At 64.6% G+C, this 13,940-nt stretch carries 14 protein-coding genes and 1 riboswitch; of the genes, 9 read left to right on the plus strand and 5 right to left on the minus strand.

Annotation, left to right across the window (positions count from 1 at the left end):
- The first annotated feature begins 19 nt into the window (after positions 1–19).
- Positions 20–892: an alpha/beta fold hydrolase gene (locus QUH67_RS31305; RefSeq protein WP_300943483.1), complete on the plus strand. Its 873-nt coding sequence runs from the start codon at positions 20–22 to the stop codon at positions 890–892.
- 3 nt (positions 893–895) lie between these two features.
- Here QUH67_RS31305 and ftrA read toward each other — a convergent pair whose 3' ends face one another.
- Positions 896–1,912, minus strand: coding sequence for a transcriptional regulator FtrA (gene ftrA, locus QUH67_RS31310; RefSeq protein ID WP_300943485.1), 1,017 nt, complete (start codon positions 1,910–1,912; stop codon positions 896–898).
- Between the two features lie 81 nt (positions 1,913–1,993).
- Here ftrA and QUH67_RS31315 point away from each other — a divergent pair, with 81 nt between their 5' ends.
- Together QUH67_RS31315 and QUH67_RS31320 are read left to right on the plus strand one after the other, a co-directional pair.
- The gene (locus tag QUH67_RS31315) at positions 1,994–2,749 is read left to right on the plus strand and encodes a carbon-nitrogen hydrolase family protein (RefSeq protein ID WP_300943487.1); all 756 of its coding nucleotides are present in this window, start codon (positions 1,994–1,996) and stop codon (positions 2,747–2,749) included.
- Between the two features lie 56 nt (positions 2,750–2,805).
- Positions 2,806–3,567, plus strand: a complete 762-nt coding sequence (locus QUH67_RS31320; protein ID WP_300943489.1) for an MBL fold metallo-hydrolase — start codon at positions 2,806–2,808, stop codon at positions 3,565–3,567.
- A 114-nt stretch (positions 3,568–3,681) separates the two neighbouring features.
- Here QUH67_RS31320 and metW read toward each other — a convergent pair whose 3' ends face one another.
- A complete protein-coding gene (gene metW / locus QUH67_RS31325; RefSeq protein WP_300943491.1) occupies positions 3,682–4,350 on the minus strand; it encodes a methionine biosynthesis protein MetW in 669 nt (222 codons plus the stop codon).
- A 1-nt stretch (position 4,351) separates the two neighbouring features.
- Entirely contained in the window at positions 4,352–5,557 is a 1,206-nt protein-coding gene (metX, locus tag QUH67_RS31330) for a homoserine O-acetyltransferase MetX (RefSeq protein ID WP_300943493.1), read from the minus strand.
- Positions 5,558–5,639: 82 nt separating this feature from the next.
- Positions 5,640–5,719, minus strand: a riboswitch (SAM riboswitch).
- Between the two features lie 136 nt (positions 5,720–5,855).
- Here metX and QUH67_RS31335 point away from each other — a divergent pair.
- The 3 genes from QUH67_RS31335 to QUH67_RS31345 are packed head-to-tail and all read left to right on the plus strand — an operon-like array spanning position 5,856 to position 8,760.
- A complete protein-coding gene (locus tag QUH67_RS31335; RefSeq protein WP_300943495.1) occupies positions 5,856–6,704 on the plus strand; it encodes a chorismate mutase in 849 nt (282 codons plus the stop codon).
- Between the two features lie 29 nt (positions 6,705–6,733).
- Entirely contained in the window at positions 6,734–7,828 is a 1,095-nt protein-coding gene (hisC, locus tag QUH67_RS31340) for a histidinol-phosphate transaminase (RefSeq protein ID WP_300943497.1), read from the plus strand.
- Positions 7,825–8,760 (plus strand): prephenate/arogenate dehydrogenase family protein, encoded by a 936-nt coding sequence (locus tag QUH67_RS31345; protein WP_300943499.1) that lies wholly within the window; start codon positions 7,825–7,827, stop codon positions 8,758–8,760. The genes hisC and QUH67_RS31345 overlap by 4 nt, the downstream gene beginning before the upstream one ends.
- 204 nt (positions 8,761–8,964) lie before the next feature.
- Here QUH67_RS31345 and QUH67_RS31350 read toward each other — a convergent pair whose 3' ends face one another.
- Positions 8,965–10,152 (minus strand): DUF2125 domain-containing protein, encoded by a 1,188-nt coding sequence (locus QUH67_RS31350; protein WP_300943501.1) that lies wholly within the window; start codon positions 10,150–10,152, stop codon positions 8,965–8,967.
- A 96-nt stretch (positions 10,153–10,248) separates the two neighbouring features.
- On the opposite strand from QUH67_RS31350, the gene QUH67_RS31355 reads away from it, so the two are divergent.
- The 3 genes from QUH67_RS31355 to QUH67_RS31365 all read left to right on the plus strand — a co-directional run bounded on the left by QUH67_RS31355 (position 10,249) and on the right by QUH67_RS31365 (position 12,843).
- Positions 10,249–10,848 carry a gamma-glutamylcyclotransferase gene (locus QUH67_RS31355; RefSeq protein ID WP_300943503.1) on the plus strand — a complete coding sequence of 200 codons (600 nt, stop codon included), beginning with the start codon at positions 10,249–10,251 and terminating at the stop codon, positions 10,846–10,848.
- 61 nt (positions 10,849–10,909) lie between these two features.
- A complete protein-coding gene (locus tag QUH67_RS31360; RefSeq protein WP_300943505.1) occupies positions 10,910–11,662 on the plus strand; it encodes an SDR family NAD(P)-dependent oxidoreductase in 753 nt (250 codons plus the stop codon).
- A 41-nt stretch (positions 11,663–11,703) separates the two neighbouring features.
- Complete coding sequence (locus QUH67_RS31365) at positions 11,704–12,843, plus strand: oxidoreductase (protein WP_300943507.1); 1,140 nt, start codon at positions 11,704–11,706, stop codon at positions 12,841–12,843.
- Positions 12,844–12,882: 39 nt separating this feature from the next.
- Here QUH67_RS31365 and corA read toward each other — a convergent pair whose 3' ends face one another.
- The gene (gene corA, locus QUH67_RS31370; RefSeq protein WP_407080370.1) at positions 12,883–13,920 is read right to left on the minus strand and encodes a magnesium/cobalt transporter CorA; all 1,038 of its coding nucleotides are present in this window, start codon (positions 13,918–13,920) and stop codon (positions 12,883–12,885) included.
- Between the last annotated feature and the right edge of the window lie 20 nt (positions 13,921–13,940).

Below are 13,940 nucleotides of genomic sequence, written 5' to 3' on the forward strand. Positions count from 1 at the left end.
AAATGGGAAGGAATCGGAAATGCCGCATGCCGTCGCCAGGGATAGCGTTCGACTGCACTATGAGGAGGCGGGCAGCGGCACCCCGATCATCTTCCTGCACGAGTTCGCGGCCGACCACACCAACTGGGAGCCGCAGATGCGCTATTTTTCGCGCGGCCACCGCTGCATCGCCTATTCGGCGCGCGGCTATACGCCGTCCGACGTGCCGCCCGACGCCGGCGTCTACACCTACAAACATTTCTATAGCGACGCGCTCGCCGTGCTCGACCATCTCGGCATTGCCAAGGCGCACTTGGTTGGCCTGTCGATGGGCTCCTATTCGTCGCTCCAGATCGGCCTCAACGCCCCGGAGCGGGCGCTGTCGATGACGCTGGCCGCCGTCGGCTCCGGATCTGACCTGGAAAACCTCGACGCCTTCCGCGCGCAATGCCGCGCCAATGCCGAGCAGTATGAGACGATCGGCTCATTTGAAGTCGCGAAGCTGACGCGCGAGGCGCCAAGCCGCATTCCGTTCCTGCTGAAGGATCCGCGCGGTCATGCCGATTTCTACGCTGCGCTGGCGCGGCATGACGCAAAAGGCTCGGCCAACACCATGCGCGGCTTCCAGGGCGGACGCCCGTCGATCTACACCATGACGGACGCGATACGGAAGGTGCCGACACCGGCACTGATCCTGTGCGGCGACGAGGACGACAATTGCGTCGGGCCGAGCCTGTTCCTGAAGCAGCACCTGCCGGCGGCGGGTCTGTCGTTCTTCCCGAAGTCCGGCCACGTGCTCAACCTGGAAGAGCCGGCGCTGTTCAACGGGATGGTCGAGCGCTTCATCGCGCTGGTCGAGGCCGGACGATGGCCGGTGCGCGATCCGAGGTCGTTGGTGAAGGCGGCGGTCTAAGTATCAGTTGACCGGTGCGCGGAACACAGCCCGGTAGTTCGCCGGGCTGGTGCCGAGCCGCTGCCGGAAATGATGCCGCATGGCGTCGGCAGAGCCGAAACCGGTCTCGGTCGCGACGCGTTCGATCGGAATCCGCGTGGCTTCCAGCAATTCGCGCGCCTTCGCGACGCGCGTCTGCACCACCCATTCACCGGGCGACATTCCCGTGGCATCCTCAAAACGACGGATGAAGGTGCGCCGGCTCATCCGTGCCTTGGCAGCGAGGCTCGCAATCGTCAGGTCGCGGTCGAGATGGCGCTGCGCCCAGTCGAATACGGAGGCGAGCGCGTCGCCTTCGACCGGCGGGACCGGCTGACGGATGTATTGCGCCTGCCCTCCTTCGCGATGCGGCGCAATGACCAGCCGCCGCGCCACCCGGTTGGCGATATCAGTGCCATGATCGCTGCGCACGATATGCAGACAGAGGTCTAGCCCCGCCGCGCGGCCGGCCGCCGTCATGACGTCGCCATCATCGACATAGAGCACGTTGGCATCGACCTCCACCCGCGGATAGCGGCGTGACAACTCAGTGGTAAGCGCCCAGTGCGTGGTGGCGCGCCTTCCGTCGAGCAGGCCGGCGGCGGCGAGGATAAAGGCGCCCGCGCAGATCGAAGCCACGCGCGCGCCGCGCCGGTGCGCCCGCCGCAGCGCGTCGAGCAGCGCGGGCGAGGCTTCGACGATATCGCGCGATCCCGGCACGATGATGGTATCGGCGCCGGCCAATACGCTCAAGCCGCCGTCGGCGATCACCTTGAGGCCGTTGTTGGCCGTCAGCGGACGTCCCGGCCGCTCCGAGCACACCACGACGCGATACCAGTCCGTACCCAACCTCGACAGACCGAACACCTCCAGCGTCAGGCCGAGTTCGAAGGTGCTGACGCCGTCATAGGCCACCACCGCTACGACGCGTGGGCCGTCTTCCCTGCGGGATTTGGAGCGACCTGAGCGGACCGACGGACCCGGCTGCGTCTTGCTTGGCATGATCTTCACGTTATACGGCATTCGTGCCACTGGCAATATCGCGTCGCGCGGTTCACGTTCGTCCCGTTCAAGGAGACGAGCATGACTTTTCTGGTGGCAACCTGCGAATTCCCCGACCGGGCCGATCAGGCCGACGCGATGTGGCAGCGCCTTGCAGCCGAGTTCGGAAGCTCTCCGGTCGATCTGCTGGTCCTGCCCGAACTCGCCGGCGTCGACAGTTTCTGGACCAGCCCCACCTTCGATGAAGCGGTCTGGCGTCAGGCCCTCGCGACACATGCGAAGCTTGAGGAGCACCTGCGGCCTATTCGTGCGAAGCGCATCGTGGGAACGCGCGCCATTGCTGAAGGCGAAAAGCGATGGAACGAGACGTATCTGTGGACGCCGGAGCGCGGTCTGGTCCGCGGCCGGGCCAAGGCGCTGTTGCCGCAGCAGGAGGGCGGCTGGGAAGAAACCTGGTTCGACCGAGGTTTGCGCTATCCAGAAGCCGTGCGCGATGGCGAGTTCTGCTTCAGCGAAATGGTGTGCACCGAACTCATGGTGAGCACCGCCGCACGCGGTCTGGGACAATCGGGCGTACAGGTGATCGCCGCGCCGCGCGCGACCGGGGGCCTCCCGCGCTGGGAAATCGCCTCGCGCATGGCGGCCATCGCGTCAGGCGCGTTCGTGGTGACGGCCAACCGCCATGGCGGAGGACTTGCGGGCGGCAGCTGGATCGTCGGGCCCGACGGCGACATCCTCTCGCGCACCAACGTCGGTACCCCGATCGTCAGTTGCGAGATCGATCTCGCTTTGGTCGCCGCCGCGCGACTCACCTATCCGCGCAATGTGAGGGATTGAGAAGTCCGAGCGGTCGCTTCCGATGGTCGGACGGCGCCGAACGAGGGGGCAGCACGATGAAACTACGGCTGATGCGCAACGCGACTCTGAAGCTGGAGATCCAGGGCCGGATCGTCCTGATCGATCCGTTCTTTGCTCCGAAAGGATCGCGGCCGTCCTTCACCGGGCGCGCGCCCAACCCGCTGGTCGAACTGCCGGCAACCCCGGAAGAAATCCTCGACGGCGTCGAGCTTGTCGTGGTCTCGCATCTGCATGCCGATCATTTCGATCCGGTGGCGCAATCCCTGGTGCCAAAATATCTTCCGCTGATCTGCCGGCCGGGCGACGAGCACCAGATCCGGTCGTACGGGTTCAACGACGTCATGGCACTCGCCAAAGCCATCGATTGGAACGGCATTCGCCTCCAGCGCCGCGAGGGCAGTCATGGGCTGGGACCAGTCGTGCAGAAAATGGGACCGGTGATGGGGTTCAGCATCGCGGCAAAGGGCGAGCCGACGGTCTACTGGGCCGGCGACACCGTGCTCTACCCGCCGGTCGAAACCACCATCAGGGACACCAGGCCCGAGATCATCATCATTCACGCCTGCGGGGCGCGATGGGACGGCGATCTGATCGTGATGGACGCGGCGGAAGCCGTCGCGACCTGCCGGCTGGCGCCTGACGCCACCGTGATCGCGACCCACATGGAATCGCTCGACCATGCCACCGTTTCCCGCGGCGAACTGCGGCGGCATGCGACAGCGCAGGGCATCTCGCCGGAGCAACTTTTGATACCGCAGGACGGAGAGACACTGCAGTTGATATCGCGGCGCGATTGACTGTCATTCCGGGACGCGCGCAGCGCGAACCCGGAATCCAACGGGCGGCAAGTTGAGTGGATAGATGGATTCCGGGTTCGATGCTGCGCATCGCCCCGAAATGACGCCTGCGCGTTACTTTCCCACACCGCCCCGGCTGAGCAGGAATACGCCCTGCTCGCCGAACATATTCCACACCCACCATGGCAGCGTCAGCGGCACCGGACGGCCGTAGAGATCGAGTGCGACCGCACGCTCCATCTTGACGTTGATCTCGTCGCAAAGCTGCACGAAATCCTTGATCGTGCAGAAATGGATGTTTGGCGTGTCGTACCAGGTGGCCGGCAGATTTTCGGTGCGCGGCATGTGCCCGCCGACCAGCAATTGCAACCGCATCTTCCAGAAGCCGAAATTTGGAAACGACACGATGGCGCGCCGGCCGATGCGCAGCAGGTTTTCCAGCACGACCTTCGGCTGCCGCGTCGCCTGGAGCGTCTGCGAGAGGATCACGTAGTCGAAGGCGTCGTCCGGATAGTTGACGAGGTCAGTGTCGGCGTCGCCCTGCACCACCGCCAGCCCCCTGGCGACGCCGCGATTGACGCCTTCGCGCGAGATCTCGATGCCGCGACCGTCGATGCCGCGGCTTTCCAGCAATTGCAGCAGTTCGCCATCGCCGCAGCCGACGTCGAGCACTTTTGAGCCGGCCGGGATCATTTCGGCGACCAGCAGATGATCGGTGCGATACTTGCCCGTGCGGTCGGGCGCGATGCCACCGAGCGGCAAGGCCTGTTCCTGAAACGCCATCTCAACCACCTTTACTGGTATCAAGACCGCGCGCCTTGTCCGCGGATTGCAGGAAGGCGCGGGCGATGTCGAAGAACTCCGGCACGTCGAGCAGGAAGGCGTCGTGGCCGCGATCGGTCTCGATCTCGGCAAAAGATACACGCGCGCTGGAGGCGTTCAGCGCATGCACCAGCGCCCGCGATTCCGACGTCGGAAACAGCCAGTCCGAGGTGAACGACACCACGCAGAAGCGGGTCTTGATGCCGCGGAACGCCTGCGCCAGCACGCCGTCATGATCGGCGGCGATATCGAAATAGTCCATCGCGCGGGTCAGGTAGAGATAGCTGTTGGCATCGAAGCGCTCGACAAAGGATGAGCCCTGATAACGCAGATAGCTTTCGACCTGAAAATCCGCGTCGAACGAGAACGTCGGCAGGTCGCGGTCCTGCATCCGGCGGCCGAACTTGCGATGCAGCGCGGCGTCGGAGAGATAGGTGATATGCCCGGCCATCCGCGCCACCGCCAGGCCGCGATGCGGGTGGGTGTTGAGTTCGAAATAGCGGCCGTGATGCCAGTCCGGGTCGGCCATCACCGCCTGCCGGCCGAGTTCGTGAAACGCGATGTTCTGCGCCGAGTGGCGCGTCGAACAGGCGACCGGCAGCGCCGAGAACACGCGCTCCGGATAGGCGGCGGTCCATTGCAGCACCTGCATGCCGCCCATCGAGCCACCGATCACGCACAGCAATGTCTTGATCTCGAGCCGGTCCAGCAGCATGGCCTGCGCACGAACCATGTCGGGGATGGTAATGACCGGGAAATCCAGCCCCCAGGCCTTGCCGGTGGCGGGATTGGTCGAAGCCGGGCCGGTCGAGCCCATGCAGCCGCCGATCACGTTCGAGCAGACGATAAAATACTTGTCGGTATCGAGCGGCCGGCCCGGGCCAACCATGATTTCCCACCAGCCGGCCTTGCCGGTCAAAGGATGCACGTTGGCAACGTGCTGATCCAGCGTCAACGCGTGGCAGATCAGGATCGCGTTGGAGCGGTCGGCGTTCAGTTCGCCGTAGGTCTGATAGGCGATCTGGAACGGCGCGAGATCGATGCCGCAATCGAGCTTCAGCGGCTGATCGTTGCCAAACTTCGCTACCGTCGAGGTCGGATGATCGGCCTCGTGGGCGCGGTCCTCGCTATGAATCGACGGACTGGATATCGACGTCACGTTGGTCATTTCGGCACCGACCTCCTTGCGGAGGCCCCACGGACAGAATCAGGCCATAAAAAACCCGGCCTGAACAAAGGTTCGGCCGGGATCAACTCTGTCCCCGGCCTGTTTAGCGAGTTGTTTAACGTGGCTGCAAGCCGGCCGGCTCAAATGACCACGGAATGGCTTAAAATTAGCCTCAAGCGGGCTTTTCGTCAAGGCAGGGGCGTGGTTAACCGGCACGGTCGACACCTCATGGCGAGGAGGCGCTTGCACCGTCCCGAGCCATGGGGGAGAGATGTGGATCCCGACCGCCGAGTGCAACATGTCCAACCTCCCCCCGGCCCCGCCTTCCCTGCAGGAACTGCGCAAGGAAATCGATGCGATCGACGAGCAGGTCCATCGCCTGCTGATGGCGCGCGGCGACATCATCGACCGGCTGATCCGGGTGAAGCAGACCCAGGAAGTGGGCTCCGCGTTCCGTCCGGCACGCGAGGCCAGCATGATGCGCGAGCTCGTCAAGCGCCATCGCGGCATCCTGCCGCTCGACACCATCGAGAGCATCTGGCGCGTCATTATCTCGACGTTCACTTACGTGCAGGCGCCGTTCGCGGTGCATGCCGACGTCTCGGTCGGCGAATCCGCGATGCGGGATTCGGCGCGGTTTCACTTTGGCTTCGTCGTGCCGTATGTCGGCCATTTCAGCGCGCAGGCTGCCGTGGAGGCCGCGGCGAAATCGAAGGGCGATCTGGCGCTGGTCTCGGCGATCTCCAGCCGTACACCGTGGTGGCTTGCGCTGGAAGCGGACGGCGCGCCGAAGATCATCGCGCGCCTGCCGTTCCTTGAACGCGCCGATCATCCGGCCGCGCTCCCCGTGTTCGTGATCTCGCGCGTGGCCGACGACGCCATGGTGACGGAAGTGCAGACCTGGAGCGTGCGAGTGTCGGGCTGGAACGCCGACATCGCCCGCGCGGTTGCACCGCTCGCCGAAATCGTCGCGGTCCCCGATACCGCTTTCGACGGCGCGGCGCTGCTGGTGTCGGATGCCGGTACCGGCTTCGAGAAGATCAAGCTGGCTCTGATCCAGGCCGGCGCCTCGGTACGCTCGTCGGCCCTCGTCGGCGGCCACGCAACGCGCTATACGGTGCCCCCGAACGGGTCGGCAAAGTCCTAACGGCCACCCCCGACATTCCGGAGTTGAAGATGAACCGCCCCGTGCCGAATCCCGGCATCCTCGATATTGCGCCCTACACACCCGGCAAGACGCCGGTGCCGGAGCCGGGCCGCAAGGTGTTCAAACTGTCGGCCAACGAGACCCCGTTCGGGCCGTCGCCGAAGGCCAAGGATGTCTACCTGCAGGCGGCGGCGCATCTCGAAGACTATCCGGAAGGAACCTCAAGGGTGCTGCGCGAAGCGATCGGCCGCGCCTATGGGCTCGATCCCAACCGCATCATCTGCGGCGCCGGCTCGGATGAAATCCTCAACCTCTTGGCGCACACCTATCTGAAGCAGGGCGACGAGGCGATCTCCACCGCGCACGGCTTTCTGGTGTACCCGATCGCCACGATGGCGAACGGCGCCAAGAACGTCGTCGCACCCGAAACCAACTTCACCGCCGACATCGACGCCATCCTCGCGCGGGTGACGCCGCGTACCAAACTGGTGTGGCTGGCCAACCCGAACAACCCGACCGGCACCTACGTGCCGTTCGACGAGGTCAAGCGGCTGCGCGCGGGCCTGCCGGCGCATGTCCTGCTGGTGCTCGACGCCGCCTATTCCGATTACGTGTCGCGCAACGATTACGAGCTCGGGCTGGAACTGGTGGCGACCACGGAAAACACCGTGATGACGCACACCTTCTCCAAGATCCACGGGCTGGCGGCGTTGCGCATTGGCTGGATGTTCGGCCCCGCCAATATCGTCGACGCGGTCAACCGGATTCGCGGGCCGTTCAACGTTTCGACGCCGGCGATGCTGGCGGCGGTGGCGGCGATCGAGGACACCGCGCATATCCAGATGTCGAAGGCGTTCACCGAAGAGTGGCGCAACTGGCTGACCGAAGAGATCACCAAACTCGGGCTGAAGGTGACGCCGAGCGTGGCGAACTTCGTGCTGATCCACTTTCCCGAAAAGGGCAAGACCTCCGCGGAAGCGGATGCATTCCTCACCAAACGCGGGCTGGTGCTGCGCGCGCTGAACAATTACGGCCTGCCCCATTCGCTGCGCATGACGATCGGCACCGAGGAGGCCAACCGCCTCGTCGTCGAAGCCTTGCGCGACTTCATGGCGGCCAAATGAGTACGACGCCGATCTTCCGGCGCGTCGCGCTGATCGGCTTCGGCCTGATCGGCGGCTCGATCGCGCGCGCTGCGCGGGCGCAGGGGCTCGCCAGTGAAATCGTCACCACCGCCCGCTCGGAGAAGACCCGTGCGCGTGTCGTCGAACTCGGCATCGTCGACCAGGTGCTTGCGACCAACGCGGAAGCCGTAGAGGACGCCGATCTCGTGATCCTCTGCATCCCGGTCGGCGCCTGCGGGCCGGTCGCGCAGGAGATCGCGCCGCATCTCAAGCGAGACGCGATCGTCTCCGACGTCGGCTCGGTCAAGGGCGCGATCGTCCGCGAGATGGCGCCGCATCTGCCTGATGGCGTTCATTTCGTCCCGGCCCATCCGGTCGCCGGCACCGAGCATTCCGGTCCCGATTCCGGCTTCGCTGAACTCTTCATCGGCCGCTGGTGCATTCTCACGCCGCCCGACGGCACCGATCCGATGGCGATCGAAGCGCTGCGTGCGTTCTGGGCCGGCATGGGCGCCAGGGTCGAGACCATGACGCCCGATCACCACGATTTGGTGCTGGCGATCACCAGCCATCTGCCGCATCTGATCGCCTACACCATCGTCGGCACAGCGGACGAACTGGCGCAGGTGACGTCGTCGGAAGTGATCAAGTTTTCCGCCGGCGGCTTTCGCGACTTCACCCGCATCGCGGCCTCCGATCCCACGATGTGGCGCGACGTGTTCCTCAACAACAAGGAGGCCGTGCTGGAAATGCTCGGCACCTTCAACGAGGATCTCTCAAAACTCACCCGCGCGATCCGCCGCAATGACGGCGAGGCGCTGTTCGAGCACTTCTCCCGCACCCGCGCCATCCGCCGCGGCATCGTCGAGATCGGCCAGGATTCGGCCGCGCCCGATTTCGGCCGGCCGCATCCGCCGCTGGCGAAGAAGTAGCTGCGAGCCAGGTCCGCATCTTCATGCGGTGACGCATCGCCGTGCATGACGCCTCACGGGGCGCGGCGCGTTGCCCGATCAAGCGGCGGCCGCAGCGATCCGATGCCGAGATCGCCGGCCGCAACACAAAACATCGAAAACAACCTCATGCACAGTAGCTAACGCGATGGATTCACTGAGTTTTTCCAGAACCGCAGGATAGGCTCAAAACAGCGGCGGCACCTGCCCCACCTTCACCGGCCCCAAGAACACTGCGCCATCGGCGAAGCGCAGCGGGAAGGCCCGGGCCTTCTTGCCCTCCAGTTCGGCTTCCTTGCCGAGCGCATTGATGCCCGCGGCGGCGGCGGTGCCGGCGTTCTGCTTGACGACCTTGCCGAGCCCGGGGATCGCCCGGTCGAGCGCGCCGAAAAGGTTGTTGAGGTCCTGCGTCTTGACGCCCGGCGCCACGCGATCCAGCGTGGCCTGCGGCACGCCCTCCTCCAGCATCTTCTCGATGCCGAGCGCCGGGATCACCTTCTCAATTCCCGCCACCGTCATCTGCAACTCCCCGTCGATCCGGCCCTGCGCGTTGAGGCTCAGCGTACCCGCGGCCACCGAGATCAGATCGCCCTGCTGAAGACGCGAGCGCACGATCTCGACATGGCCGCCCGCCGCCTGAATTTCCCGAAAGCGTTCCGGCCAAGGCTTTGGCCTGAAATCCTTCAAGCCGGTCAGCCGGGTTTGCACGTCTATGTCAAACGGCGCAGCCAGCAGCGGGTGAAATTCCTGCACGCTGCCGGCCACGATCTGCAGCACGGTTTCGATGACAGGGTTGTCCCGCGCCGAGCCTTCGGCGATGCGGCCGTGCAGTTCGAGATGGCCGGCCTTCGCAAGCGGCGTCGCGACCGGTCCGTTGACGCGGTCGATCGACGGATTGTCGAATACGATGGAAGCGCGCTGGGGAATATCGGGCAGTCCGCTGACGCTGCTGCGGCCCACGGTCCAATTCACCTTCATCGACGGCGGCTGGCCACGATCGGAGATCGTCGCCGGCGCCTTGAATTCGGCGATCAACAATTTCGGCTGGTAGATTTGTGCAATCACCAGGATTTCGCTGAGCCGCGCGGTGAACAGCGCCTTCGCATCCGCCGTCTGCGAGAACAGCGACACACTGGCATCGCTGCAGCTGACTTCGAAGCGGAACGGGAAACCCGCCACCTCGCGCTTGCCGCAGGCATAGACCCGCCCGGCCTTGGCCTCCTGCGCCGCCCAAGCATCGGCGCGGACGCCGACCTCGGACGCGGCATAGAACCAGAACGCGCTCCATGCCACGGCGGCGACGACGACGAGGGCGGGCAGGATGAAGAGGCGCCACAGCGGACGCCGGCGTGGCGCGGGAATCATGTCAGGCATGCGGCGTCCTTTGGCTTTGGATTTTGTCGAATATAAGCATCTGCCCCCGCAACAAAAGGCATTGATTTCACTTCGCTTTCTGGTAGCGCTGCGGGGATGTCCGCGATTACGCTGAATGACAAGGATTTCCCGGCAGGCGACCTCTGGGTGTTCGGCTACGGCTCCCTGATGTGGCGCCCCGGCTTCGACTTCATCGAACGGGTTCCGGCCCGGCTGATTGGCGAACATCGCGCGCTCTGCGTCTATTCCTTTGTCCATCGCGGTACGCCGGAGAAGCCGGGCCTGGTGCTCGGGCTCGACCGCGGCGGCGCCTGCCGCGGCATCGCGTTCCGCGTCGCGGAGAAAAACGCCGCGGCGACCGTCGCGTATTTGCGCGAACGCGAACAGGTCACGTCGGTGTATCGCGAAGTTAAACGATCGGTGTGGCTGGAGAACGATGCACGCCAGCGCGTCAGCGCGCTGGTCTATGTGGTCGACCGCGGCCACGTGCAATATGCCGGCCGGCTCTCGCTCGCCGACCAGCTGCGCCACGTGCTGCAGGGCCACGGCCAGTCCGGCATCAACCGCGACTATGTGCTGGCGACGGTGAAAGCGATCGAGGCAGAAGGCTTTCGCGACCAGCCCTTGCACCGGCTGGCCATGATGCTGCACGACCAGCATCGCCCGGCCCTTCCCGCCGAGAACAGCGACCGTTAAGCTTGGCACAGCGCCGCAAAATATCGATCTGACGGCGCGCGTGAATCGAGGGAGAGCGGCAATGGACCTGAAGGGCGCGGTAGCACTGGTGACGGGCGGCAATGGCGGGCTGGGACAGCGTATCTGCCATGCGCTGGCGCAGGAGGGCGTCCATGTGGCTGTGATGTACGCGCGCAGCCGCGAGCAGGCCGAGGGCGTCGCCGGCGAACTGAAGTCGCGTTATCAAATCAACGCAAAGGCTTTTCCCTGCGACATCGCCGACGGCCCGGCCGTGGACCGGCTGATCGGCGAGGTGACAAAGGCCTTCGGCCGTCTCGATATTCTGGTCAATGACGCCGCCTACAATCAGTCGATCCCGTTCAACGATCTCGACAGTCTGACGCTTGAAGTCTGGGACAAGATCATGGCCGTCAACCTGACGGGACCGATGCGCCTGACCAAGGCGGTAGCCCCGGTCATGAAGGCCCAGGGACAGGGACGCATCGTCAACATCGCTTCGGTCGCAGGGCTCAGCCCGACCGGCTCCTCCATCGCCTATGCCGTGTCGAAGGCGGGGCTGATTCATCTGACGCGCTGCATGGCGGTGGCGCTGGCGCCCGAGACGCTCGTCAACTGCGTGGCGCCGGGCCTGCTGGACGGCACCCGCGCGACGGCCAATCTCAAGTCCGAGCAGATCGAGCGCGCCGCATCGAGCTCGCTCCTGAAGAAACCCGCCGACAAGGACGACTGCGCCGACATGGTGGTCGCGATGTGCCGCACCGAAACCATGACAGGCCAGACCGTCGTGATCGACGCCGGACGCGTCTTCCACTGATGCCCGGGGTCCTTGACAAGTTGTGCGTTGAGGTTTGATGGATGGTCGTCTGGTCTCCTTTCAGGTTCAACTGCGGGCAAGAGATATCAAATCGATTCGTCATCGCACCGCTGACGACCGATGCCTCCCATGAAGACGGAACGGCGGCCGACGACGAACTCGCATTCGTCCGGCGGCGTTCCGCCAGCGGATTCGGCGCCACGATTTCGTCCGCCGCCTACATCGCCCAAGATGGGCGCTCCTGGCAGGGCATCGGCGCAGCCCATGACGGGCACCTGTCCAGCCTGCAACGGCTCGCCGAAGCCATGCGCGCGGCGGGGGGTCTTGCCATTCTCCAGATCTATGACGGCGGCCGCATCGCAAGGCCCGACCTGATCGGCGAACACACCCTGCGTGCGCCGTCCGCCGTGGCATCGTTGCGTCCCGGCGCGAAGACGCCAAGGGCGATGACGGCCGATGAGGTCGAAGGTTTGATTGCGAGTTTTCGACAGGCGGCTTCTCTTGCCCGCAAAGCCGGCTTCGACGGCGTCGAGGTTCACGGCGCCAACCACTACGCGGTTCACCAGTTCTTCTCGCCCAGGGCCAATCACCGCACCGACAAGTGGGGAGGCACGCTTGCAAAGCGCATGAGCTTTCCTCTCGCGGTCGCAGCGGCCGTTCGCGACGCGCTCGGTCCGAAGCTGATCGCGGGGTTCCGCGTCACGCCGTTCGAGGCGGAGCCGGATGGCTATACGCTTGAAGACAGCAAACTGCTTTGCGGTGAGCTTGCGAAACTCAATCTCGACTACATTTCGGTCTCGCTCGACGACTACCGCAACAGCCGGCCCCAGGGAGAGGCGCGCGTCTATCATGGTCCGGTCGCGAAGATCGATGTCCCGACGGAGAACCCGATCACGGCATTCGCCCGCATCGCGGCAGGCCGCAGCGCGGTGCTGGCCAGCGGCGGGATCAAGACGCGCCTCGATGCCGAGGGCGCGATCGAGCTGGGAGCCGATCTGGTTGCGGTGGGACGCGCCGTGGTGGTCGATCCGGAGTGGCTTGCCAAGGTCAGAAGCAAGCACGAAGCATCGATCCTTGCCGGACTTCCGAGGGATGAGCGAGAGATCGCGGGGGCCTTGAGCATTCCGCCGCGCATGGTCGACTATCTGTTGAGCCGGCCGGGCTGGATTCCGCGGCTCTAGATCCGGCAAACGCCAAACATGTTGCTCGATCGAGCGCTGTCAGAGCCAGTCATAGTGCTTGAAGCGCGAGTACAGTACGCCGCAACTGAGGATGATGAGGCCGAGCACCAGATAGTAGCCGTACTGCCATTTTAACTCCGGCATGTGTTCGAAGTTCATGCCGTAAATTCCCGCGATCGCGGTCGGAACGGCCAGTATGGCGGCCCACGCCGCCAGCTTGCGGGTTATCGCAGTCTGCTGCGCCTGGCCCGCCATCATGCTGGCCTCGAAGACGAAAGCCAGGATCTGTCGCAGCGATTCGATATCTTCCTCTGCCCGTTTGGCATGATCCAGAACGTCACGAAAGAGCGGCTTCATCTCCTTGTCCAGCCCGATCAGGTCGGCATGCTCCAGCCGTTTGCAGACGTCGACCACCGGCCCGATTGCGCGGCGCAGGCTCAGCAGATCGCGCCGCAGCCGGTACAGGCGATCGAACTCGCGGGGTACACGCGCTTTCTGCAGCACCTCCTCTTCGAGCGCATCCACTTCGGCCTGGACGCATTCGATGACGGGGCCATAATTGTCGACGATGAAGTCGAGGATGGCATAGAGAATGTAATCTTCGCCCTGAGAGAGCGAGGCCGGACAGGATTCGCAACGGGCCCGCACAGCCTGGTACGAGGTCGACGCGCCGTGCCGGACCGACACGACATAGCCTTTTCCGACAAAAATATGGGTCTCGCCGAACGCAATCTGGTTGCCCACGATCTGCGCCGTGCGCGCGACCACAAACAATGCATCGCCATACTGTTCGACCTTCGGATGCTGATGTGCCTTGGAAGCATCCTCAATGGCGAGAGGATGCAGATCGAGCTGGGCGGCAACACGCTCAAGCAGCGCCTTGCCAGGCTCGTGCAACCCGATCCAGACGACATGTTTTGGTTTCTTGGACCACTCCCCCGCGTCCTCAATCGAAGTGTCCGAGATGCGCCGCCCATGGGCGTATACGCTCGCGGCCACCACACCCGGATCATTCTCGGAAGCGCGTTCGGGCGGTGAAGTATCGTCGAGAGGACGTAGGCGAGCCCGTTGCCGCAAGGCTGTCACTCCCAGAAATC

The sequence above is a fragment of the Bradyrhizobium roseum genome, from assembly GCF_030413175.1.
Classification (GTDB): domain Bacteria; phylum Pseudomonadota; class Alphaproteobacteria; order Rhizobiales; family Xanthobacteraceae; genus Bradyrhizobium; species Bradyrhizobium roseum.